The organism is Pectobacterium aroidearum (genome assembly GCF_041228105.1).
GTDB classification, from domain to species: Bacteria; Pseudomonadota; Gammaproteobacteria; order Enterobacterales; family Enterobacteriaceae; genus Pectobacterium; species Pectobacterium aroidearum.
Map to the genome: position 1 here is coordinate 3,812,502 of NZ_CP166097.1, position 22,664 is coordinate 3,835,165.

The 22,664-nt window shown below is 50.6% G+C and carries 22 protein-coding genes and 1 other RNA gene; 12 read left to right on the forward strand and 11 right to left on the reverse strand.

Features of this window, described 5'->3' with window-relative positions; genetic code table 11:
* Nucleotides 1-10: 10 nt before the first annotated feature.
* The 3 genes from dnaX to AB8809_RS17310 all read right to left on the reverse strand — a co-directional run bounded on the left by dnaX (nt 11) and on the right by AB8809_RS17310 (nt 3,309).
* Nucleotides 11-2,068 (reverse strand): DNA polymerase III subunit gamma/tau, encoded by a 2,058-nt coding sequence (gene dnaX / locus AB8809_RS17300; protein WP_349855116.1) that lies wholly within the window; start codon nt 2,066-2,068, stop codon nt 11-13.
* Nucleotides 2,069-2,142: 74 nt separating this feature from the next.
* Nucleotides 2,143-2,697, reverse strand: coding sequence for an adenine phosphoribosyltransferase (gene apt, locus AB8809_RS17305; protein WP_043881893.1), 555 nt, complete (start codon nt 2,695-2,697; stop codon nt 2,143-2,145).
* 216 nt (nt 2,698-2,913) lie between these two features.
* Nucleotides 2,914-3,309 carry a DUF454 family protein gene (locus tag AB8809_RS17310; RefSeq protein ID WP_015839367.1) on the reverse strand — a complete coding sequence of 132 codons (396 nt, stop codon included), beginning with the start codon at nt 3,307-3,309 and terminating at the stop codon, nt 2,914-2,916.
* A gap of 199 nt (nt 3,310-3,508) precedes the next feature.
* On the opposite strand from AB8809_RS17310, the gene priC reads away from it, so the two are divergent.
* Nucleotides 3,509-4,045: a primosomal replication protein PriC gene (gene priC / locus AB8809_RS17315; RefSeq protein WP_182099327.1), complete on the forward strand. Its 537-nt coding sequence runs from the start codon at nt 3,509-3,511 to the stop codon at nt 4,043-4,045.
* A 36-nt stretch (nt 4,046-4,081) separates the two neighbouring features.
* On the forward strand, nt 4,082-4,270 hold the full coding sequence (rsmS, locus tag AB8809_RS17320; protein WP_182099326.1) for a pleiotropic regulatory protein RsmS: 189 nt from the start codon (nt 4,082-4,084) through the stop codon (nt 4,268-4,270).
* 37 nt (nt 4,271-4,307) lie between these two features.
* Here rsmS and acrR read toward each other — a convergent pair whose 3' ends face one another.
* Entirely contained in the window at nt 4,308-4,949 is a 642-nt protein-coding gene (acrR, locus tag AB8809_RS17325; RefSeq protein ID WP_015839364.1) for a multidrug efflux transporter transcriptional repressor AcrR, read from the reverse strand.
* A 165-nt stretch (nt 4,950-5,114) separates the two neighbouring features.
* Between acrR and AB8809_RS17330 the strand changes: the two genes are divergently transcribed.
* The 6 genes from AB8809_RS17330 (at nt 5,115) to AB8809_RS17355 (ending at nt 11,331) form a co-directional block, all read left to right on the forward strand.
* Complete coding sequence (locus tag AB8809_RS17330) at nt 5,115-6,308, forward strand: efflux RND transporter periplasmic adaptor subunit (protein ID WP_015839363.1); 1,194 nt, start codon at nt 5,115-5,117, stop codon at nt 6,306-6,308.
* Nucleotides 6,309-6,336: 28 nt separating this feature from the next.
* Nucleotides 6,337-9,465, forward strand: a complete 3,129-nt coding sequence (locus AB8809_RS17335) for an efflux RND transporter permease subunit (RefSeq protein WP_015839362.1) — start codon at nt 6,337-6,339, stop codon at nt 9,463-9,465.
* A 234-nt stretch (nt 9,466-9,699) separates the two neighbouring features.
* On the forward strand, nt 9,700-9,948 hold the full coding sequence (locus AB8809_RS17340) for a type B 50S ribosomal protein L31 (protein ID WP_015839361.1): 249 nt from the start codon (nt 9,700-9,702) through the stop codon (nt 9,946-9,948).
* Nucleotides 9,949-9,965: 17 nt separating this feature from the next.
* On the forward strand, nt 9,966-10,109 hold the full coding sequence (gene ykgO, locus AB8809_RS17345; RefSeq protein ID WP_005976091.1) for a type B 50S ribosomal protein L36: 144 nt from the start codon (nt 9,966-9,968) through the stop codon (nt 10,107-10,109).
* Between the two features lie 596 nt (nt 10,110-10,705).
* Entirely contained in the window at nt 10,706-11,074 is a 369-nt protein-coding gene (gene tomB / locus AB8809_RS17350) for an Hha toxicity modulator TomB (protein WP_005976089.1), read from the forward strand.
* A 53-nt stretch (nt 11,075-11,127) separates the two neighbouring features.
* Nucleotides 11,128-11,331, forward strand: a complete 204-nt coding sequence (locus AB8809_RS17355) for an HHA domain-containing protein (RefSeq protein WP_005976087.1) — start codon at nt 11,128-11,130, stop codon at nt 11,329-11,331.
* 463 nt (nt 11,332-11,794) lie between these two features.
* Here the strand turns inward: AB8809_RS17355 and ffs are convergent.
* An RNA gene (gene ffs / locus AB8809_RS17360) (signal recognition particle sRNA small type) lies at nt 11,795-11,891 on the reverse strand.
* Nucleotides 11,892-12,077: 186 nt separating this feature from the next.
* Between ffs and AB8809_RS17365 the strand changes: the two genes are divergently transcribed.
* Complete coding sequence (locus AB8809_RS17365; protein ID WP_015839360.1) at nt 12,078-12,398, forward strand: MGMT family protein; 321 nt, start codon at nt 12,078-12,080, stop codon at nt 12,396-12,398.
* Nucleotides 12,399-12,417: 19 nt separating this feature from the next.
* On the opposite strand, the gene AB8809_RS17370 is transcribed toward AB8809_RS17365, so the two are convergent.
* Complete coding sequence (locus AB8809_RS17370) at nt 12,418-12,999, reverse strand: YbaY family lipoprotein (RefSeq protein ID WP_349855118.1); 582 nt, start codon at nt 12,997-12,999, stop codon at nt 12,418-12,420.
* 212 nt (nt 13,000-13,211) lie between these two features.
* On the opposite strand from AB8809_RS17370, the gene tesB reads away from it, so the two are divergent.
* Nucleotides 13,212-14,075 (forward strand): acyl-CoA thioesterase II, encoded by an 864-nt coding sequence (tesB, locus tag AB8809_RS17375; protein ID WP_015839358.1) that lies wholly within the window; start codon nt 13,212-13,214, stop codon nt 14,073-14,075.
* Nucleotides 14,076-14,227: 152 nt separating this feature from the next.
* Here tesB and amtB read toward each other — a convergent pair whose 3' ends face one another.
* The 5 genes from amtB to AB8809_RS17400 form a co-directional block, all read right to left on the reverse strand.
* Nucleotides 14,228-15,514 carry an ammonium transporter AmtB gene (gene amtB, locus AB8809_RS17380; protein ID WP_015839357.1) on the reverse strand — a complete coding sequence of 429 codons (1,287 nt, stop codon included), beginning with the start codon at nt 15,512-15,514 and terminating at the stop codon, nt 14,228-14,230.
* Nucleotides 15,515-15,551: 37 nt separating this feature from the next.
* Nucleotides 15,552-15,890: a P-II family nitrogen regulator gene (gene glnK / locus AB8809_RS17385; RefSeq protein ID WP_002208627.1), complete on the reverse strand. Its 339-nt coding sequence runs from the start codon at nt 15,888-15,890 to the stop codon at nt 15,552-15,554.
* Between the two features lie 359 nt (nt 15,891-16,249).
* Complete coding sequence (locus AB8809_RS17390) at nt 16,250-18,025, reverse strand: SmdB family multidrug efflux ABC transporter permease/ATP-binding protein (protein ID WP_349855119.1); 1,776 nt, start codon at nt 18,023-18,025, stop codon at nt 16,250-16,252.
* Nucleotides 18,022-19,788, reverse strand: coding sequence for a SmdA family multidrug ABC transporter permease/ATP-binding protein (locus AB8809_RS17395; RefSeq protein WP_182099323.1), 1,767 nt, complete (start codon nt 19,786-19,788; stop codon nt 18,022-18,024). Before AB8809_RS17395 ends, AB8809_RS17390 begins: the two co-directional genes overlap by 4 nt.
* A 78-nt stretch (nt 19,789-19,866) precedes the next feature.
* Nucleotides 19,867-20,328: an Lrp/AsnC family transcriptional regulator gene (locus tag AB8809_RS17400; protein WP_015839354.1), complete on the reverse strand. Its 462-nt coding sequence runs from the start codon at nt 20,326-20,328 to the stop codon at nt 19,867-19,869.
* Nucleotides 20,329-20,696: 368 nt separating this feature from the next.
* On the opposite strand from AB8809_RS17400, the gene AB8809_RS17405 reads away from it, so the two are divergent.
* Together AB8809_RS17405 and queC are read left to right on the forward strand one after the other, a co-directional pair.
* On the forward strand, nt 20,697-21,773 hold the full coding sequence (locus AB8809_RS17405) for a PLP-dependent cysteine synthase family protein (protein ID WP_320703079.1): 1,077 nt from the start codon (nt 20,697-20,699) through the stop codon (nt 21,771-21,773).
* 125 nt (nt 21,774-21,898) lie between these two features.
* Nucleotides 21,899-22,594 carry a 7-cyano-7-deazaguanine synthase QueC gene (gene queC, locus AB8809_RS17410; RefSeq protein ID WP_349855120.1) on the forward strand — a complete coding sequence of 232 codons (696 nt, stop codon included), beginning with the start codon at nt 21,899-21,901 and terminating at the stop codon, nt 22,592-22,594.
* Nucleotides 22,595-22,664: the final 70 nt, after the last annotated feature.

Consider the following 22,664-nt stretch of genomic DNA (forward strand, 5'->3'; position numbering starts at 1 on the left):
CTCGCAGCGGTTAAACAGGGCGGATACTTTCTTCGTCCAGTTCCGCATCAAAGAAACGCCGCAGCGTTTGAATCGTTGTGTCGGCCAGAATCGACTGACGCGCCTGCGCCAGTTTCTCTTCATAGATAGCCTGACGCCACTCCAACGGCGTCCGCACCGCTGGGTTGTCGTCTTCCGTAATCCGTAATTCTACAGGATGCCCGTAGTGAGCCGTCAATGCATCCGCCAGCGTCTTTTGTGCCGCCGGCGAATTCAAATGCCGTTGCGATGAACGCAGATGCAGATGGACCTTGCCTGCCTCCTCGCTCTCCTTAAATGCATTGAGTGCCAGCTGTTGTACCAGCTTTGGCAGCGTCAGGCGATGGATTTCCGCCGCCCAGGCATCTCGTTCCAGTGACTCTTCCGCCAGCCGTGCCGCCAGTTCAGGCGTCTTTTCATGCTCTAATGCCGAACGCAGCGCTTTTGGTGTCGCCACATCGACCTTCTCTTCATCGACTTTGTTTTGCGCCCGCCAACGATAGGCTTCCGGCTTTTTAGGCTCGGAGGGGGACGTTTTCGCGTTTTGCCGTTGAATGCTGCGCTCAGTCACAGAAGCTAACCGCTCCAGCGCTGAGGTTGCCGGCCGCGTGTTGTCAGACGCTGCCGGTTCAGCCTTTTTTGGTGGCGTACTCCCCTGTTTTCGCAGTAGCTGACTGCGCGCCTGTAACAGCTGGGACGTCGCATCAGGCAGTTCACTCTCACCATGCTGCTCAGCAGAACCGACTGAAGCAGGCGGTTCTCCTAACGGCGGTGCATACGCGGATGCATCCAGCGGTGGTTCGGGAGAATAAGATGGCGTCAGCACGTCAGCCTGAGGCTCACTGTGCTGCGGCGCTGGCGTACGAATCTTCGCCGATGCCATGGCAACGGACTGCGGCACAGCGGGTTGAATAGCTGGCGCTTGTGCAACCTGAACGGGCGCTACTGGTTCATCGATAATCTGACTGGGATGAAACGCCAGCGCTCTCAGTAGCGTCATTTCAACGCCCATCCGCCGATCTGGCGCGAAAGGCAGCTCTTTGCGACCAATTAACATCGTCTGGTAATAAAGCTGCACGTCCGTTGGCGGCAGCGCACGCGCCAAATCCCGCATACGGGCTTCAACGGCCGCGTAATCCTCACCCAACGCCGCAGGCAGCAGTTGAACCATGGCAATACGGTGTAACAGCGTCTGGGTTTCTACCAGCAGCGATTCCCAGTCCACACCCCGTGCCGCGACCTGATCTAACAGCGACATGACCTGCGCGCCATCGCCTTTTGCCAATGCCTCAATGAGTGCCAGCGGTTGCTCATCGTCCAATGTACCCAGCATTTGGCTGACTGACGCCGTCGTGACCTGCCCCTGCCCCATGGCAATGGCCTGATCGGTCAGGCTCAACGCATCACGCAAGCTCCCATCGGCAGCGCGTGCCAGGAGTTGCAGCGCACGGGGTTCACTGACGAGGTTTTCGGCCTGTAATACCTGTTCCAGATGCGCGCGAATCTGTTCAGCATCCAGCGCTTTGAGGTGAAATTGCAGGCAGCGTGACAGAATGGTCACTGGCAGTTTCTGCGGATCGGTGGTCGCCAGCAGGAATTTAACGTGCGGAGGCGGTTCTTCCAGCGTTTTCAGCAGCGCATTAAAGCTGTGGCGCGATAGCATGTGTACTTCGTCAATCAGGTACACCTTAAATCGTCCGCGCGCGGGGGCGTACTGCACGTTATCCAGCAGATCGCGTGTATCTTCTACTTTAGTACGAGACGCAGCATCGATTTCGATCAAATCAACAAAACGGCCCTGTTCGATTTCGCGGCAGTTGTCACACTGGCCACACGGCGTCGCCGTCACGCCCTGTTCGCAATTCAGCCCTTTTGCCAGCAAACGGGCAATCGACGTCTTCCCGACGCCACGGGTGCCAGAAAACAAATAAGCGTGATGGATTCTGCCTAAGGAAAGGCCGTTAGCCAACGCGGTCAGGACATGTTCCTGACCGACAACTTGGGTAAAGGTTTGGGGACGCCACTTACGGGCAAGAACCTGATAGCTCATCAATACCGCAACAGTCGAGTTATTGAGGCGATCATGCTAACACAGCCACGCCGCTATCGGCGAGACTGTTATGATTAATGTCCGGGGAAGTCAACCAGACTATAGCAGGTGACGCCCATCCCGGTCAGGCGTTGCTCGCCGCCCAGATCGAACAAGTTAATGATAAAAGCGGCATCGTTGACCGTACCGCCCAGACGACGAATCAATTTCACCGTCGCTTCGAGCGTGCCGCCCGTTGCCAGCAGATCGTCGATCACCAGCACATTATCGCCAGCAGAGATCGCATCTGAATGGATTTCCAGCGTATCTGAACCATACTCGAGTTCATAGCTTTCGCTGATCGTCGGACGTGGCAGCTTGCCCGGTTTACGCACGGGAACAAAACCCACGCCCAGCGCTAAAGCAACTGGTGCGCCAAACAGAAAACCACGCGCTTCCGTACCGACAACCTTCGTCACGCCGCTGTTGCGGTAACGGTTCGCCAGCATCTCAATACTGGCCGCATAGGCCACAGGATCTTCCAGCAGGCTGGTGACATCACGGAACAGTATGCCCGGCTTCGGATAATCGGGGATGCTTTTGATACTGTTTTTAATTAATTCTGCCTGCTGCTGCGCTGTTACGGTCATCATAGTTGTGCCTGATAAAACGTTCTGAACATACAAATGCCGGTCACCACAAGGCTTTCATCATCTCATAGCGTGATGAAGAGGCATTATGACAAAGAGGAAAATGGCGACCCGCGCACGAAAACGGTCAAATCTAGTCAAAGTGACGGACAAATGCAACTATCCGCACTCTGGGTGCGTATTTTTTGTATTTCCGTCACAGGACCGCCGCTTACGCTATCTTTTCGGATTCGCGCCCTGCGTTTGTTGTTCTGGATCAAGCACGGGTAAACGAAGCATAAAGGTCAACAAAATAGCCAAAATAACCAATAGCAAGATCCTGACCCAAACCAGCTTAACCAGCCAGAGCGAAAGCGCAAACGTTAACAGAATCATGGTGACTGCCTTCCATTTTGCCCCCGGCGGCAGTGCCCGATGTTGCTGCCAATGGCGCAGGTAGCTGCCAAACCACGAACGGTACAGTAGCCAGTCATGGAAACGCGGGGATGAGCGGGCAAAACACCAGGCGGCCAGTAACAAGAAAGGCGTGGTTGGCAATAAAGGTAACACGACGCCCAACGTTGCCAGCACAACGGAAACCCACCCCAATATAATCAACAACACGCGATACATATTCACCTTTACGCTTTGTTCACTACCAATATGCTTTGTCTACTCAATATTTCTTGCCTACGACAATATCCATCACACTTTATCACCACCTTGCTCGATGGATTAGTTAAGATATCCTCATGCAAGGCAGCTCAAACTCACCATGCTGGTATACCACGCGCAGACGCTCTGAATCATCAACTTTACGGTAAGGAAAAAAGTGAACACGCATCGATTGCTGCAAGCGCTTGAACAACAAATTACCACGCTGGCAAAAGAGCTTGAACCGCTGGCGGATAAAGCCGTGCCGCAATCGCGCTTTGACCGCCAGCTCTTTAGCAGTTACGGCACCCGACTGCGGGATTATCGCGCTGAAGTTGAGCAAAATCTGCATGCAATAAAACAGCTGGTTGCCGAGCAACGCACCGAACGCGTAGCATTTCTGGCAGAAAAGCTGGTCAGTCAAATAGCCGCACTGCAGCGCGAACTGGCGACGCAATCATTACGCAGGCAAGAGCAACATGCCGCCCCGCAGCCGGAAGATGTGTACCACAAACTGGCAGAACATCAGGATTATGAACGCCGTTTGCTCTCCATGATTCAAGATAGAGAAAGCCTGCTCATCACACAGACGCTTTTCAGCGAGCAACAGCGGTTACAAAAAGAGCTGGCGGCGCTGGAAGGACGACTATCACGCTGCCGTCAGGCGCTATCGCGACTGGAGCGTCAAATCGAACGCCGGGAGCAAGGGCTATAGCGCAGCGGCTCGCCGAGGAAAAAGAGGAATGACGTTATGTCACTTGAAAATGCTCCACCCGAAATCAAGCTAGCGGTCGATTTGATTATGTTGCTGGAAGAAAACCAGATCGAGCCACATATCGCACTGGCTGCTCTGGAGATTGTACGTACCGATTTTGAGAAAAAGCTCTCGCCAGAAGAAAGCGACGCAGACCTCATCATCAAAGGGAAATCTCCCAGGTAATTAGAGGTGAGAGACGTTAGCGCCGTCAAGCGACGGCTTACTCAGCGGGTTTACGTAGCGCCGGGCTAAAATGCAGCATATCGATAAAGGCATCCACCAGCGCCGGGGCTTCCTGATCGAGATCGAAACTTTCCGGCATAAATAGCCAGTTTTCCATCACGCCGGAAAAATAGGCACGCAGTGCAATCGCAGCACGGCGGGAATGAATGTCCGTCGGCAACATGCCCAGACGAATGCACTCAATCAGGTTTTCTTCAATATCGACATAGCAGGAAAGATAAAGCTCTTTGCGCGCATTATACGATTGCAACATTTCACCGACAAACTCACATTTGTGAAAAGCGATCTCCATAATGGATCGCCAGTGAGTATCACTAACTGTTAAACGCAGCATATAAATCAATAATTCACGCATCACGCGGAGTGGATTATCAGGGAATTTTGTCTGATACTCTATTTCAAACTCACTGATTTTCGACTCTGCCAGCGCCCAGATCTCATCGAAAATTTCGGCCTTGTTCTTAAAGTGCCAATAAATAGCACCGCGGGTCACACCAGCAGCAGTCGCAATGTCGGACAATGAAGTCGCAGACACACCATGCTCAGAGAACACTCTTAACGCGGTATCCAGTATCTGTTGTCGGGTTTCCTGAGCCTGTTTTTTGGTTTTTCGTGCCATGATAATTTGGTTTTTCGTGCCATAACGCTGTATTTGAAGGAAAGTGAGATTTACATACATTCAAGTATGTATGTAACATAGCACGAACATAAGACTATAGCAGCAATGGGTTTTTGGGCTTGTGATCCATTGGTCAATTTCAAATCGGACACTTGAGGTTTATCTATGAACAAAAACAGAAGGCTAACGCCTCTGGCGGCAGTTCTGATGCTTTCTGGCGGCTTAATGCTCGCAGGATGTGATGGCGGCAATAATCAGCAAGGCGGCGCACAGCAGCAGATGCCTGAAGTGGGTATTGTCACGTTAAAAACGGAAGCACTGAATGTCATGACCGAGCTGCCGGGCCGTACAAGTGCTTACCGCATTGCTGAGGTTCGCCCACAGGTTGGTGGGATTATCCTCAAACGCAACTTCGTTGAAGGGTCGGACGTTAAAGCGGGCGCATCGCTGTATCAAATCGATCCTGCGACCTATCAGGCAAGCTACAACAGCGCCAAAGGTTCACTCGCTCAGGCTCAGGCTCAGGCAGAAATTGCCCGTCTGACCGTTAACCGTTATAAGCCACTGCTGGGCACCAACTACGTCAGCAAGCAGGATTATGACCAGGCTGTCGCCACGTCACGTCAAGCAGATGCTGCCGTTCAGGCTGCCAAAGCGGCAGTGGACACCGCACAAATCAATCTGGCTTACACCAAAGTCAGTTCACCTATCGAAGGCCGCGTGGGTAAATCCACGGTAACGGAAGGCGCCTTGGTGGCAACCGGGCAAGCGACTGCATTAACGACCGTGCAACAGCTTGATCCGATTTATGTTGACGTCACACAGTCCAGCAACGATTTCCTGCAACTGAAAAGAGAGCTGGAAAACGGTACGCTGAAACAAAGCGCAGGCAAAGCTAATGTCCGCCTGCTACTGGAAAACGGTACTGAATATACCGAGGCAGGTACATTGGAATTCTCTGATGTCACGGTAGATGAAACCACCGGCTCCATCACACTGCGTGCCATCTTCCCTAACCCGCAGCACAACCTTCTTCCCGGTATGTTTGTACGCGCACGTCTCGATTCCGGCGTTAACCCGACAGCATTATTAGTGCCGCAGCAGGGTGTTACTCGCGACCCGCGTGGCCAGGCTACCGCTATGGTGGTTGGGGAAGGCGATAAAGTGGAACCCCGTACGCTTACAACCAGTAAAGCAGTTGGTGACAAATGGTTGGTTACCGAAGGCTTGAAAGCGGGCGATCGCGTTATTGTTACGGGTCTGCAAAAAATCAGACCCGGTGCGCAGGTGAAAACTCAAGAAGTCGCTCAAGAAAATCAGCAGGCACAGCAAGCGCCAGCAGAACCCGCGAAGTCTTAAGACGTTCTAACAGGAGCCGGTACAATTCATGGCTAAGTTTTTTATAGATCGACCCATTTTTGCATGGGTACTCGCCATCATGGTGATGCTGACGGGGTTGCTGGCAATTGTTAAATTACCGATTGCCCAGTATCCGACGATCGCACCACCCGCGATTGACGTAACAGCAACTTATCCAGGGGCCGATGCATCAACGCTGCAAGATTCCGTTACGCAGGTTATCGAACAGAATATGAACGGTATCGATAACCTGATGTATATGTCATCAAGCAGTGACTCTTCCGGTACAGTTCAGATTACGCTGACGTTTGAGGCAGGTACGGATCCGGACATCGCGCAGGTTCAGGTGCAGAACAAACTGCAACTTGCCATGCCGCTGCTGCCGCAGGAAGTACAGCAGCAAGGGGTTAACGTCCAGAAATCCAGTAGCAGCTTCCTCATGGTTGCCGCCTTCATCAGTGAAGACGGTAAAATGTCACAGGAAGATATCGCTGACTATGTGGCCGCTAACGTTAAAGACCCTATCAGCCGTACATCCGGCGTGGGTGACGCTCAGCTGTTTGGCTCCCAGTACGCGATGCGTATCTGGCTGGATCCGAACAAACTGAACAACTATCAGTTAACCGCAGGTGACGTCACTGCGGCAATTCGTGTTCAAAACAACCAGATCGCCGCAGGACAGTTAGGGGGCGCACCACCGGTTCCCGGCCAGCAATTAAATGCCTCGATCATTGCGCAGACCCGTCTGAATTCAGCAGAGGAATTTTCTAAAATACTGCTGAAAGTCAACGCTGATGGGTCTCAGGTTCGCCTTAAAGATGTCGCACGCGTTGAGTTGGGCGCAGAAGGCTACGACGTTATAGCGCGTTTCAATGGTAAACCTGCTGCCGGTATCGGTATCAAATTGGCAACAGGCGCGAACGCGCTGGATACGGCAACTGCGGTAAAAGAGGCACTGACGAAAGCGGAAGAGTTCTTCCCTGCTGGCCTGAAAGTCGTTTATCCGTACGATACAACACCTTTCGTTAAGATCTCGATCAACGAAGTAGTGAAAACGCTGGTGGAAGCCATCGTACTGGTATTCCTTGTGATGTATCTGTTCCTGCAGAACTTCCGTGCCACGCTGATCCCAACCATCGCGGTACCTGTCGTCTTGCTGGGGACGTTTGCTATCCTCTCCGCGTTTGGCTATTCCATTAACACCTTGACGATGTTCGCAATGGTTCTCGCCATCGGGCTTCTGGTGGATGATGCCATCGTCGTCGTGGAAAACGTGGAACGTGTCATGGCGGAAGAAGGCCTGCCGCCTAAAGAAGCGACAAAACGTTCCATGGAGCAGATCCAGGGCGCGTTGGTTGGTATTGCGTTGGTACTGTCCGCGGTATTCGTCCCAATGGCGTTTACCGGTGGTTCCACAGGGGCAATCTACCGCCAGTTCTCCATCACTATCGTTTCTGCGATGGTGCTGTCGGTGATGGTCGCGTTGATTCTGACTCCTGCTCTTTGTGCAACGCTGCTAAAACCGATTGCCAAAGGCGACCACAGTGAGAAAACAGGCTTCTTCGGCTGGTTCAACAGGCTGTTTGAGAAAAGCACGCACCATTACACCGATAGCGTGGCAAATATCCTGCGTAGCACAGGCCGTTATCTGGTCATCTATCTGCTGATTGTTGTGGGTCTGGCGCTGTTGTTCTTACGTCTACCGACATCCTTCCTGCCAGATGAAGATCAGGGGGTTCTCCTGAACATCGTTCAGTTGCCTTCAGGGGCAACGCAGGAAAATACCCAGAAAATCATGGACAGAATGACGCAATACTATCTCGAAAATGAGAAAGGCAACGTCAAGTCTGTGTTTACCGTAACGGGCTTTGGGTTCTCTGGTCGTGGGCAAAACGCCGGTCTGGCTTTCGCCAGCCTGAATGACTGGAGTGAACGAAGCGGCGCCGAAAATAAAGTTATGGCGATTGCAGGACGAGCAAACGCAGCCTTTAGCCAGTATAAAGAAGCTATGGTTTTCGCAGTCAACCTTCCTGCGATTATCGAACTGGGTACCGCAACAGGTTTCGACTTCCAGCTGATTGACCAGGCTAACCTTGGGCACGCAAAACTGACGGAAGCACGTAACCAACTACTAGGCATGGCGGCACAACGCCCTGATACCCTGGAACAAGTTCGTCCTAACGGGATGGAAGATACACCGCAGTTCCGTCTCGATATCGATCAGGAAAAAGCACAGGCGCTTGGCGTGTCGCTGTCGGATATCAGTTCAACATTGGCAACCACACTGGGTGGTTCTTATGTAAATGACTTTATCGATCGCGGTCGCGTGAAGAAAGTGTACGTTCAGGCCGATGCGCCTTTCCGTATGCTGCCGGATGACATCAAAAACTGGTACATCCGCGGTAGCAACGGACAAATGGTGCCATTCTCTGCCTTTACGCAGAGCCACTGGGAATACGGTTCACCGCGTCTGGAACGTTATAACGGCCAACCATCCATGCAGATCCAAGGTCAAGCCGCGCCAGGTAAGAGTACCGGTGAGGCTATGGCATTGATGGAAAGTTTCGTGGCCCAGTTACCGCAAGGTATCGGCTACGAATGGACGGGTATGTCCTATCAGGAGCGGTTATCAGGCAACCAGGCACCGGCAATCTATGCGATTTCACTGATTGTTGTGTTCCTGTGTCTGGCAGCACTTTATGAAAGCTGGTCAATACCGTTCTCCGTCATGCTGGTTGTTCCACTGGGGATCATCGGCGCATTGATTGCGGCAAATATGACAGGTCTTGAAAACGACGTTTACTTTAAGGTGGGCCTGCTGACAACCATAGGGCTATCCGCGAAGAACGCCATATTGATCGTCGAATTTGCTAAAGATCTGATGGAAAAAGAAGGGAAAGGACTGATAGAAGCAACGCTGGATGCCGTTCGTATGCGTTTGCGCCCAATCCTGATGACATCACTGGCCTTTATCCTCGGCGTAATGCCGCTGGTAATCAGTAGTGGAGCAGGTTCCGGTGCACAGAACGCCGTTGGTACTGGCGTAATGGGCGGGATGATTACCGCAACCGTGCTGGCTATCTTCTTCGTTCCCGTGTTCTTTGTGGTTGTCCGCCGTCGCTTCGGCAAAAAAGTAGACGACACAACAGCGCACTAAGACTGAACAAACACTGATATCAACTCTAAAAGGCCGCCTAGCGGCCTTTTTTATTTCCCATCCCTTCTCCCCTTTCAAATTGATTAACCCACCTCAGACAGCGCTGTTTACAGCTTTATCCGTATCTATAGTGACTTAGGGGATGCCGCGCTCTCAAAACAACATAATGGTTGATCCCGATGCCAAAAAAGCGCAACATAATGCATATGTTATAACATAACAAAAGAGGCAAGTATGAAAGCAGGTATTCATCCTGACTACCGCACGGTGGTATTTCACGATACCAGCGCAGATGTCTATTACAGGACGGGCTCAACAATTAAAACCGATCGAACCATTGAACTGGAGGGTACCAGCTACCCTTACGTCACCATTGACGTTTCTTCGGCATCGCATCCCTATTACACCGGGAAGCAAAAAGAATATTCCAAAGAAGGCAGCACAGCGCGCTTCCAGCAGCGCTTTGGGAACTTCTTCAAGTAATCAGAGAGGGTTATTAAATGCAGGTGCTTAGTTCGCTGCGTTCAGCAAAAAATCGTCACAAAGATTGTATTGTGGTTCGCCGTCGCGGGCGAGTTTACGTTATATGCAAATCCAATCCGCGCTTTAAGGCCGTGCAAGGCGGAAAAAAGAAAAAAGGTTAATCTTTCTCGACCCCATCCCGATACAGTCTGCGTTATGGCGTTAACAAGACTGTACGGGATGCGCGCATGAAAAAACTTCTGAAACAATAAGATAACCCGCATCAATCTCGCTTATCCACTGCACAATTCCTTCGCATTCCTTCTGCCATTTCTCATATTTTCAGATAGAAATAATTAAATAATCAGCAGCCGAGTTTATTCTATGCTCATTGTTACAACAAAAAATATGAGGATTAATCAAAATAAATAGCGGTAAAAACCTTACCTATTATCAGCGAACTTTACGAACGCTTTTGCTATAGTCATATATAGAATGACGTAACCATAACCAAGATGGTACAGCTATACTTAAGGTTAAGTCATGATAGATTGGTATTTACGCCAACCCTATTTCGCGACATAGTAGATAGTAGGAGGTATAAACATCTCTGTTGTCTCATTCATTGCGGAACAAATCACAATCGCTCAACGCTCTGTCTGTTACAACATGAATACGAAACAGCGTTAACGTTTTATCTTGCAAGTTTCATCAGTCTACCTGTTTACCAGGTGTTAACCGAAGTAACACTGAATAACGGCTTAACGGAGGGATTGATATGGATGAGTACACACCAAAACATTATGATATTGCCCAACTCAGATTCTTATGTGAGAATCTGTGTGACGAAAGCATAGCAACGTTAGGCGATAGCAGCCACGGCTGGGTCAATGATCCAACATCTGCGATCAATCTCCAATTAAATGAACTTATTGAGCATATCGCTACGTTTATTCTCACATTTAAAATAAAATACCCTAACGAAAGTGAGCTTTCAGAGCAGGTTGAAAAGTATTTGGATGATACTTACGTCTTGTTTAGCAACTATGGGATTAATGATGCTGAACTGCGGCGCTGGCAGAAGTCCAAAGCAAAATTATTCGGAATGTTCTCAGGGGAGAACGTCTGTACGCCTGCTAAAACTTAAGCAATAATTTATTTATATTTTTTAACCACCAGGTACTGTTTGCATAGGCCATTATGAAAAAAATCGACTATTTGATGCGTTTGCGTAAATGCACAACCATTGACACTCTCGAACGCGTTATTGAAAAAAACAAGTATGAACTCTCTAATGATGAACTGGAGATGTTCTTTTCCGCAGCCGATCATCGTCTGGCAGAACTGACGATGAACAAACTTTACGACAAAGTTCCTACCGCAGTATGGCGATACGTCCGTTAATTCCAAACGAAACGTATACAAAAACTGACATTAATACACTGCGCCGATAATATTATCGGCCTTTGTTTTTATTATCTTTTTAACGTATTAATTGGGTAAGACTTGTAACAAATTGTATTTAGAATATTAAGCAAAAATGAATTGCCCTTCAGACCTCCACGTTTATTTACTCACCGTTTATCATTTATAACAGCCGCATCTATAACATTACGAATAGTATATCCAGTGATAAAAACAGACGATGCAATAATTGGCACAATTATTACTCACCGAGCAAAGAAGCTCAGTATCCTTCCGGAGAAGCAAAGAACAATAAAACTGAAATGATGGTTCGGAGCTTATGTGTTCCAGAGAGCGGGTTCATGGTCAAAAATGGGTATGTGGCAGAAAGCAGCGTTTACGAGCAGTGGATGAAGATCGATCTGACGACGAAGCGGCGATAGAAGAGCAGAAATGGTGGAGGCCCTGCCAGCTACATCCCGGCACACACGTCTCCTGCTGCGGCTGCTTCCTTCCGGACCTGACCGAATCCACAGGTTAGTGTTGCGGGAGAACCGACAGGGCCTCCATTGACGACTTTAATAACAGTTTGCACATGATAACCGCAGCGTGTCACAAAGCGGTGGGCATTATCGGCGATGGGATAGGCAATTGCAAGCTAACACAGACTAACCGTTGTTTTCTTACCCACTCCACTGTGCCACTATGATAGTAAATCGATTTAGGAACAGCAGGAACATCCGCTGATGTCAGAAGAAAACGATAATTTCCGCCAGCGTGTTTTTCAAATCGTCGCGGCGATTCCTTACGGAAAAATAGCGACTTACGGTGACATCGCTCAGCTTGCCGACTCCCCCAGAGCATCAAGACAAGTAGGAGGGGTATTAAAGCGCCTGCCGAAAGACAGCAAACTCCCCTGGCATCGAGTAATCAATCGTAAAGGTGAAATATCGCTGGTAGGTGGAGACTATGTGCGCCAAAAGTCAGCGCTGCAAGCGGAAGGGATTATTTTTAATCGTCAGGGAAAGATTGATCTTGCGAAATATCGCTGGCAATACGCGCCATAGTGGCGCGTATCCAGATGAATTACCAAGTTGTCTGTGATGACATTGATGACGATGCAGGTTGCCCCTGAAGCATATGAGGCGTCTCATTCGCCGGGTTGGATATCATCGATCCCTGATTTTTAGCCGGTAGAGGAACAGAGGCGACAGGAACCAGCACCAAATCGGCATTATTGACCCCGTTGCTAATGACCGGCAAGACGTTCTCCGTCACCATCACGACGCGATTATCAATTGCAACGGCTGCACTAAGTAAGATACGCGCGTTGGGCTGAATATCAGCCGGATTATACGGTAACTCAAATTGGAAAGGTGCCTGCTTTCCTTCTGTTCGCGTCACGCGCTGAGTAATGACTTTTGAAGGCGCATCTGCCAGCGATGCATCAGACACCGTAACGGTTAAGATTGCGTTGTGAGGGAGTGCAATACGCTGACGAATATTCACCGTACCGGTTACCGCTGGCATCGCAACAGCCGGGCGCTGTGAAGAAGCACTGGTGACAGGTGCACCAGTTTGAGGAGAAACGCCATAATCACTCCTCTGTGCACATGCAGCCAGAGTCATCGATAACGTGATACCGCCTAAGATATGCCATAATTTCATTCGGTCAGTCTCCTTTATTATTGTCAGACTACCGGTATCGAAAACCGGCACTCATAAATAGTATGATTCACCCAACACAATAATGATGGTGCAAAATTCTGATATTTTCCTGAAATCCGCATATTTATTGCAGTAAGAAGTAATAAGAAGATATTTTACACCTTACAAAACAAACAGATAACTAGCCATTCTCATCCATTGGGGCCGATACCATGAGTCAACCACTACAACACCTTCTCGACCTCCTGCATTTGGAGAAGCTCGAAGAAGGGCTATTTCGCGGACAAAGCGATGATTTGGGGCTGCGCCAGGTCTTTGGCGGGCAAGTCGTAGGTCAGGCCATGTCAGCCGCCAAACAGACCGTTCCCGTCGAGCGCAACATTCACTCTTTTCACAGCTACTTTTTGCTGCCCGGCGACAGCCAGAAACCGATTATTTATGACGTTGAAAACCTGCGCGATGGCAACAGTTTCAGCGCCAGACGCGTCAGCGCCATCCAGAATGGCCGCCCTATTTTTTATATGACGGCCTCTTTTCAAAGCCATGAAGAAGGATTTGAACACCAGAATGTAATGCCGGAGGTTGCGCCGCCAGAAGCGCTAAAATCCGAGCAGGAAATCGCGCAAGATATGCAGCATCTTCTACCGCCCCGCTTTCGCGACAAATTTATTCAGGCCAGCCCGATTGAGATGCGTCCGGTTAAATTCCATAACCCTTTAAAAGGCGAAGTGGACGAGCCGGTGCGACACGTCTGGTGCAAGGCCTGCGGCCCTCTGCCGGACGATAAGCGTATTCACCAATACCTGCTTGGCTATACGTCTGACTGCAACTTCCTACTCACAGCCTTACAGCCTCATGGCGTTGGCTTTTTGGAACCGGGTATGCAGGTCGCCACGATTGATCACTCGATGTGGTTCCACCGTGATTTCCGGTTAGACGACTGGCTGTTATACACCGTGGAAAGTACCTCTGCATCCGGCGCTCGTGGTTTCGTACGTGGGCAATTCTACACCCGTGAAGGTGTGTTGGTTGCGTCCAGCGTGCAGGAAGGCGTCATGCGTCGCCGCCAGCAGTAAACATTGCGGTAACGCCATAAAGTAAAAAACCACCTCCTGAGGAGGTGGCTTAAGAATCACAAGAGTTTAAGACTGATAAGAAAACAGGCATGGAGTTTCCCCCACGCCTGCTTACTGTATTTGAGCACTCTTACTGATTGATGTAGGCGTTCTTATTGGTTGTAAGCACTCTCGCCATGGCTGTTGACATCCAGACCTTCGCGCTCTTGATCTTCAGGTACACGCAGGCCGACAATCATATCCGCTACTTTGAAGGCAACGAATGCCACCACGCCGGACCACACCAGACAAACAATGACGCTGAACAGTTGAACCCAAACCTGATGCGCCATCGTCACGCCTTCAGCATAGCCAGTACCGCCCAGAGAAGCCGATGTGAATACACCTGTCAGGATACAACCAACGATACCGCACACGCCGTGAACACCGAACACATCACAAGGGTCATCCACACGCAGCCATCTTTTCAGTACCGTTACGCCCCACAGACCTGCAACGCCACCAGCCAGACCGATGATCAGAGCACCACCCACGCCCACCGTACCTGCCGCTGGCGTGATAGCTACCAGACCCGCGATACAGCCTGAGCATGCGCCCAGCAGAGAAGGTTTACCGCGAACCATCCACTCACCGCCAACCCATGCCAGAATCGCAGCAGCTGTCGCGACAACCGTGTTCAGGAAAGCCAGAGCAGCAATACCGTTCGCGGCACCGGCGGAACCAGCGTTGAAGCCAAACCAGCCGATATACAGAATCGCCGTACCGATAAATACCATTGGCAGGTTATGCGGTTTGAAGGCTTCTTTGCCAAAACCAGCACGTTTGCCCAGCAGGTAAGCACCAACCAACCCAGCCACTGCGGCGTTGATGTGAACCACCGTACCACCAGCGAAGTCCAGCGCGCCATCCGCAGCCAGATAACCGCCGCCCCACACCATGTGCGTCATCGGCAGGTAGGAGAACGTCAGCCACAGCGCAACGAAAATCAGCACAGCAGAGAAGCGGATACGCTCAGCAATCGCACCAACAATCAGCGCAACGGTGATACAAGCAAAGGAAGCCTGATACGCCACGTGCACGAACTGATAGAAGGTTCCGCTAATGGATTCAATTCCGATGCCTTTCAGCATAAACGTGCTGAAACCACCGAAGAAGGCGTTACCTTCGCTGAAGGCCAGGCTATACCCGTAAACCACCCACAGGATACAGACCATCGCGAACGTTACGCTCACCTGCGTCATCATGGACAGAACGTTCTTAGAACGGATCAGACCGCCATAAAACAGTGCAATGCCCGGTATAGTCATAAAGAGTACCAGTGCGGTACAAATCATAATAAAAGCGTTATCCGCTTTATCAATCGTCGGTGTTGCAGCCATTGCCCAGGACGGGAGTAATGCCGCCACACCGAGACCTAATGAAGAGAGTAATTTTTTCATTTTTCCATCCCTATTTACGTATCTACGTTAGGTGTTGTTAAAGTGCAGCTTCGTCAGTTTCACCCGTACGAATACGGATAACTCTTTGCAGCTCGGCGACAAAAATTTTGCCGTCACCAATTTTTCCGGTGTACGCGGCTTTACTGATAACATCGATCACTTCGTCCAGTTGGTCATCTGCAATCGCGATATCAATTTTTACCTTGGGTAAAAAGTTAACGCTGTATTCTGCGCCGCGGTAGAGTTCCGCGTGCCCTTTCTGACGACCAAATCCTTTCACCTCAGTGACGGTGAGCCCCTGGATGCCGACAGAAGATAACGCTTCACGTACATCTTCCAGCTTGAATGGTTTTATCACCACAGTAACCAGTTTCATTTGTCTTCCCCCTAGCCATTACGTTCAGGCTTTCGCCCGTCACTTGTTCGATTATGTGCTCTATGAAGTAGGTCTACGCCATAACTAAAGCAAAGGGTGTGCCATAAATGATTTATCTGGCATAAATCAGGAAAGAGAACGTGTTTAAAGATGAGAAAGGACAAAAAGCAAACACAGCAGGAAAGAAAGACAAGAAGATTTGGGCAAGAATTGCACTATTTTAGTGCGCAAGGAGTGTTTTCAGTGCAGCGCGGGTAAAAACCAGAATCATAATGCTTGCTGATGGTGCGAAGACATAAGAAGACTGTCAGTCTGCACCACTCAAGGCGGTGCAGACCATCGAATGACAAATAATAGAATTATGCCGTGCAAGGCTCAGTGCTGGCGGCCGCAAGATCCTCTCCGGCCAGTTGCAGTTGATACATCTGATAATAGCGCCCCTGCTGTTGCAGCAGTTGCTCATGCGTTCCCCGCTCAACAGTTTGCCCATGATGGAGCACCATTATCGTGTCGGCCTCAACGATGGTGGAAAGCCGATGCGCGATGATAATCAAGGTTGTCTGCTTCCTGATGATGCGCAGTGCCTTTTGCACCGCTTGCTCCGTACCCGAGTCAATATTCGCCGTCGCTTCATCGAGAATCAGGATTTTAGGCGTTTGCACCAGCACTCGTGCAATCGCTAACAGCTGTTTTTGCCCGGTAGACAAGTTGTTCCCTTGCTCGCCAATACGCGTATGCAATCCTTCCGGAAAATCTCGAACCAGCTCAGCAAGTTGTACCACTTCCAGCACGCGCCAGACCGCCTCTTCGCTGATATCACGCCCCAGCGTCACATTCACAAACATGGACTCCGCCAGCACAACGGGATCCTGCTGCACCATTGCCACATTTTGGCGCAACACCGCATGAGAAAGCGTCCATAGTGGCCGGTCATCAAGCCGAATTTCTCCCTCATCCGGCGTGTAATACCCCATCAATAAACTGGCCAGGGTGCTTTTTCCGCTGCCAGTATGCCCGACCAGCGCGACAAACCCACGCTCTGGTATCGTCAGAGAAATATGCTGTAGTACCCGCTTTTCCGTGCCATACGAGAAAGAGACATCGTCAATATCGACGCGCCCGGTAGCCAGCGGACGTTCATCATCGCCATAGCCCTGCTTTGCACCATCCATCAGTTCAAAGATGCGCTCACCGGCAACGACAGCCTGCTGTAACATGGACTGCTGGGTTGTCAGCTCAATCAGCGGTTCATTCAGACGGCCAAGATAGTTGATAAACGCATACAGTACCCCGACGCCAACCGACCCTACCGAGCTGAAACCAAATTGCATCAACAAACCACACAGCACCATCGCGGCAAATAAGCTCAGCAGCGGTCGCAACAGGAAACCTTCCAGACGCAACGCCTTCATTCGCGCCTCATAATGCGCGTGGCTGGAAGCCCCCAGTTTCTTGCCAAAGCGAGCCTGCTGGCGAAACTGCTGAATGACGCCCATGCCATTAATCACTTCGTTGAAACCATCATTAATGTCAGCCAGATAGCTTCGCACCTTGCGCACAATCGGCGTACTGAAACGATGGTACAGCCCCATGACTACTGCGACCGCAGGGAAAATCATCAGCGCAATCAGCGCCATCTGCCAGCTGAGACTGAACATCGCCACCAGCATCGCACCAACCAGCGCCGCACTGCGTAATACCGTTGACACCACCATGACGTAAAGATCTTTAACGACCTCGGTGTCATTAGTGACGCGTGAAATCAGTTGCCCAACGGGTTGCGTATCGAATGTACTCAGTGGCTGGCGCAAAGCCGCATCCATTACATCAATGCGCAGTTGCTGAACGACACCGACCGCTACGCGGTTAAACAACAGTGTTTGAAAATAGTGCAGCAGTGCCGCCAGAACTTGCAGCAGGATGTAGGCCATCGCCAGACCTGCCGCAATCGCCAGCGGGAATTCACCTTTGGCCACCAGATCATCAATAAAATAACTCACCAATATAGGGCCAGACACTTCTGCGGCAGCAGCAACCCACAACATCAGCACACCTAACATCAGCGGTTTCCGCCAGGGTGAACCATAGGCCAACAGGCGTTTCAACGTTGGCCAAAACTGTTGAGAACTCTTCATCCTCTCTTTCCTTCCGCCTGCGGCACATCATCCAGCGCCGCCTCCAACTGTTGATAGCGGTACATATCCCGATACCAGCCGGGTTCTGCCGCCAGCGTCCGGTGTGTGCCACGCTGCACCGTTTGTCCTTGCTGCAACACCACGATTTCATTCGCTTCAGTGAGGGCCGACAGGCGATGTGCGCTGATGATCAGCGTCCGTTTTTCGCCCCATGTTTTAAGATTTTGCAAAATCTGGTGCTCCGTTCGCCCATCCACCGCAGACAACGCATCATCCAACACCAGAATTTCAGCATCCAGCAGTAACGCCCGGGCAATCGCGATCCGCTGTTTTTGACCGCCAGATAGCATCACGCCACGCTCACCCACCTCAGTCTGATAGCCCTGAGGCAAACGCAGAATATCGTCATGAACGCTGGCAAGCCGTGCCGCCTGTTCAATCTCTTGCTGCGTCGCATCAGGTCGACCCAGTGCGATGTTTTGCGCTACCGTGTCCGAAAACAAAAAGGGCATTTGCCCGACAACGGCAAAACGACTCCGTAGTTCATCCAGCCGAATAGCATTCAACGGGCGGTCGTGATAACGAATCTCTCCCGATGGGGTATCGAAATGACGCAAAATCAGCGCCAGCAGCGTACTTTTCCCCGACCCCGTCGGTCCACATAATCCCAACATATTGCCTGGAGCCAGCGTAAACTGAATATGCTGTAAGGCATCGCGGGCATTATCCGGATAGCGAAACGTGGAAATATTCACCGCCAACACGCCCCGTTCGGCAGGCAATGATTCCTCACCGTCTTTCACCACAAGATCTTCCGCAAGTAGCTGACGAATACGGCTATATGCCGCGCTACCACGCTCAACAATATTAAACATCCAGGCCAGCGCCAGCATCGGCCATATCATCAATCCCAGATACATGACAAAACTGGTCAACGAGCCTAACGTCAGCGAACCGTTAATCACCATCCAACTGCCACCGCCAATCGCCAGCAAATTCGACAGCCCGACGGCAATATAAATAGTGGGATCGAAGCGGGCATCAACTCGGGCAACGTGCATGTTTTTGGCCCCAGCATCCGCCGCAACCTGCGCAAAACGCGCAGATTGATAGTTTTCCAGTCCAAAGGCTTTAATCATGCGAATGCTGGTCAAGCTTTCTTGCGCCTGATCGTTAAGCGAAGAAAACGCCGCCTGTGCGGATTTGAAACGGTTATGCAACTGGGTGCCGTAGCGTTTGATGAAAATCGCCATAACTGGCATCGGAAGCAGCGCCAGCAGGGTGAGTTCCCAGCTGATTTGAGTACACATGACAACCAGCACAGCACAGCCCATCACCATCGAGTCGACCAACGTCAACACCCCTTCCCCGGCGGCAAAGACCACGCGATCGACATCGTTAGTAGCACGCGCCATCAGATCGCCAGTACGGTGGCGTTGGTAAAACGCCGGATGCTGGCGGCTCAGTTGACGGTAAAAATCCTCGCGTAACTCAACCGCTAACTGGTATGAGGCACCAAACAGGAACACTCGCCACACGTAACGCAGCAGATAAACCATGACGGCAGTCAGCAGCATCACGCCAATCCACTTCATCATTTCGGCCATCGACATGCCGTGTTGCGTCACGCCATCGACGATCACGCCAACCAGTTTAGGAGGAAGCAATTGCAGAATGGCAATCACAATCAATAGCGCAATGGCGCCCAGATAGCGCCGCCATTCACGGCGAAAATACCAACTCAGTTGAGCAAACAGTCTCACGCGGTTTTCATTCCAATAGCCAGACGGGTCATGACAGACTCAGACAAGTGATTATACAAAAGACGGATGAACGATAGATCACAGGGATAAGGGCAATGCCGTGGTATGTTTGATTCGTTCCATAGCAAAGCTAGATGTTACATCGACCAGCCCGGGAATACCATTCACCAACCGTTTATAGAAATTATCATAGCTTTTCATATCAGCGACCTGAACCTGCATCAGGTAATCGTATTCACCGGCCATACGATAAAAAGCCAACACTTCCGGCATGTCGGACACCACGCGGGTGAAGGTCTGATACCAGTCGCGGTTGTGCTGCTGCGTCTTCAATAAGACAAACGCCGTCAGCCCTAATCCCAGACGCTCATTATCCAGCAGCGCCACCCGAGCCCGGATAATCCCTTCTTCTTCCAGACGCTTCAGGCGTTTCCAACACGGCGTAGAGGTCAAGTTAACCGCATCGGCCAGTGTCTGTAGCGAAAGCGTGCAATCCTGTTGCAACATATTCAACAGGGTGCGATCAATTTTATCCAACATAGTTTTTACCTAATTAGTTTTTACCTAATATAGTTTTACTCACTATAGTGCCACTCGATAGAAAACTTACCTACTTTCTAACATTAAGAGAGAAAAGCAATCTTCTTACCACTTCAAGCCGCGGCAATAGCATTATTGGCACCCTCGGCATGAGAGGGACCCAATGGACTTCGTTGCACAAGTCCAGCCATTACCGTGATGTTTGAGGTAGCAACTCACCGCACACCTTGACTAGCAAAACCATCCCCATAAAATTAATTAAGGAGCAAATTATTCCCTTAAATCCCACATGAAGAGATAAAAAGGTAATTTTTTTATCCTAAAAACTCGTTACTCTATTCGCATCACTGTCTAACCGAGTTTTCATCATGACCAATGCCTGGGTTAAAAATGCCATCAGCGCTATCGAAGCCGATTTTCAGCGTTCAGCTGATACGCATCTTATCCGTTTGACCCTTCCAGATTATCCCGGTATTTATTTTTACCTCAAAGATGAAAGCACACACCCCAGCGGCAGCCTGAAACATCGTCTGGCGCGTTCTTTGTTTCTCTATGGGCTGTGCAACGGTTGGATTAAAGAAGGCACGCCGATTATCGAAGCGTCATCCGGCAGCACAGCCGTATCAGAAGCCTATTTTGCCCGCCTGCTTGGCCTGCCGTTTATCGCCGTCATGCCCTCCTGCACTGCAAAAAGAAAAATTGAGCAAATCGCGTTCTATGGTGGGCGATGCCATTTTGTCGAACAGGCGGGGCAAATCTATGCGGCATCAGAACAGCTCGCACAAGAGATGAACGGCCATTATATGGATCAGTTCACCTACGCAGAACGCGCCACCGACTGGCGCGGCAACAATAACATTGCCGACAGCATTTACCGCCAAATGGCACGAGAACCGTATCCTGTACCGGACTATATCGTGATGAGCGCCGGAACGGGCGGTACATCGGCAACACTCGGGCGCTACATTCGCTATCAGGGACTGGATACACAACTGGTCGTCGTCGATCCAGAAAATTCAGTCTTCTACGACTGCTACCAGCAGCGGGATCGCTCAATCACAGGTCCGTGCGGTAGCCGGATAGAAGGTATTGGTCGTCCGCGTGCAGAACCTTCTTTTATTCCTGACGTCATTGATAGCATGATCAAAGTACCTGACGCCGCCAGCATCGCAACGCTGTACTGGTTGGAAAGTGTATTAGGCCGCAAAGCAGGTGCCTCTACCGGTACGAATGTTTGGGGTATGCTGCAATTAGCCAAAGAAATGATGAGCCGCGGTCAAAAAGGAGCGATTGTAACTCTGCTGTGTGACAGCGGAGAACGCTATCTGGATACCTACTACAACAGTAGTTGGGTAGAAAAAAATATCGGCGACATTAGCCCGTACCTTGATGCGCTAAACATCCCAGAGATGTCCCATCTCATACCTGAACCCAGTCTGGCGTAAGGTTGGTATATCCAGCACGCAGCCGCAGCGCTGAATATAGGCTATTTTTCAGGTAAAATAGCGATTTTACACCGCAATGCGTTACAGACGCAGTGCGGTTAACGTCGCGTTAAGGTGAATGAAGAATGAAGCGTGCTGTTGTCGTTTTTAGCGGTGGACAAGATTCCACAACCTGTCTGATTCAGGCTCTGCAACACTATGATGACGTCCATTGTATCACCTTCGATTATGGACAACGCCACCGTGCAGAAATTGACATTGCCCGGGGACTCAGCCTGAAACTGGATGCAACGGCGCATAAGGTTCTGGACGTAGGCTTACTGAATGAGCTCGCCACCAGCAGCCTGACGCGCGACAGCATCCCGGTTCCTGATTACGATGCCAATGCGCAAGGCATCCCCAACACCTTCGTTCCGGGAAGAAACATTCTTTTCCTGACGCTCGCCTCAATCTACGCCTATCAGGTTGGTGCCGAAGCCGTCATTACTGGCGTGTGTGAGACTGATTTTTCCGGCTACCCTGATTGTCGCGACGAATTCGTTAAGGCGCTAAATCAGGCTATTGTATTAGGTATTGCCCGCGATATTCGTTTTGAAACGCCGCTGATGTGGCTCAATAAGGCGGAAACCTGGGCGCTGGCGGATTACTACCAGCAACTTGATACGGTGCGCTATCACACGCTAACCTGCTATAACGGCATCAAAGGTGATGGATGTGGTCAGTGTGCCGCCTGTCATTTACGCGCAAACGGGCTCGCACAATATCAAAACGATTCCGCGGCTGTCATGGCATCACTGAAGCAGAAAGCAGGGCTACGCTGATACGTCACAACACAGAGACATCATGCAACGCTAAAAATAGCAGGCTACGTCGTACAACCGTGACCTGCTG

Coding starts and splice junctions, on each gene's coding strand:
- dnaX (WP_349855116.1), bottom strand. CDS start 2,068: ATGAGCTATCAGGTTCTTGCCCGTAAGTGGCGTCCCCAAACCTTTACC.
- apt (WP_043881893.1), bottom strand. CDS start 2,697: ATGACCGTAACAGCGCAGCAGCAGGCAGAATTAATTAAAAACAGTATC.
- AB8809_RS17310 (WP_015839367.1), bottom strand. CDS start 3,309: ATGTATCGCGTGTTGTTGATTATATTGGGGTGGGTTTCCGTTGTGCTG.
- rsmS (WP_182099326.1), top strand. CDS start 4,082: ATGTCACTTGAAAATGCTCCACCCGAAATCAAGCTAGCGGTCGATTTG.
- acrR (WP_015839364.1), bottom strand. CDS start 4,949: ATGGCACGAAAAACCAAAAAACAGGCTCAGGAAACCCGACAACAGATA.
- AB8809_RS17330 (WP_015839363.1), top strand. CDS start 5,115: ATGAACAAAAACAGAAGGCTAACGCCTCTGGCGGCAGTTCTGATGCTT.
- AB8809_RS17335 (WP_015839362.1), top strand. CDS start 6,337: ATGGCTAAGTTTTTTATAGATCGACCCATTTTTGCATGGGTACTCGCC.
- AB8809_RS17340 (WP_015839361.1), top strand. CDS start 9,700: ATGAAAGCAGGTATTCATCCTGACTACCGCACGGTGGTATTTCACGAT.
- ykgO (WP_005976091.1), top strand. CDS start 9,966: ATGCAGGTGCTTAGTTCGCTGCGTTCAGCAAAAAATCGTCACAAAGAT.
- tomB (WP_005976089.1), top strand. CDS start 10,706: ATGGATGAGTACACACCAAAACATTATGATATTGCCCAACTCAGATTC.
- AB8809_RS17355 (WP_005976087.1), top strand. CDS start 11,128: ATGAAAAAAATCGACTATTTGATGCGTTTGCGTAAATGCACAACCATT.
- AB8809_RS17365 (WP_015839360.1), top strand. CDS start 12,078: ATGTCAGAAGAAAACGATAATTTCCGCCAGCGTGTTTTTCAAATCGTC.
- AB8809_RS17370 (WP_349855118.1), bottom strand. CDS start 12,999: ATGAAATTATGGCATATCTTAGGCGGTATCACGTTATCGATGACTCTG.
- tesB (WP_015839358.1), top strand. CDS start 13,212: ATGAGTCAACCACTACAACACCTTCTCGACCTCCTGCATTTGGAGAAG.
- amtB (WP_015839357.1), bottom strand. CDS start 15,514: ATGAAAAAATTACTCTCTTCATTAGGTCTCGGTGTGGCGGCATTACTC.
- glnK (WP_002208627.1), bottom strand. CDS start 15,890: ATGAAACTGGTTACTGTGGTGATAAAACCATTCAAGCTGGAAGATGTA.
- AB8809_RS17390 (WP_349855119.1), bottom strand. CDS start 18,025: ATGAAGAGTTCTCAACAGTTTTGGCCAACGTTGAAACGCCTGTTGGCC.
- AB8809_RS17400 (WP_015839354.1), bottom strand. CDS start 20,328: ATGTTGGATAAAATTGATCGCACCCTGTTGAATATGTTGCAACAGGAT.
- AB8809_RS17405 (WP_320703079.1), top strand. CDS start 20,697: ATGACCAATGCCTGGGTTAAAAATGCCATCAGCGCTATCGAAGCCGAT.
- queC (WP_349855120.1), top strand. CDS start 21,899: ATGAAGCGTGCTGTTGTCGTTTTTAGCGGTGGACAAGATTCCACAACC.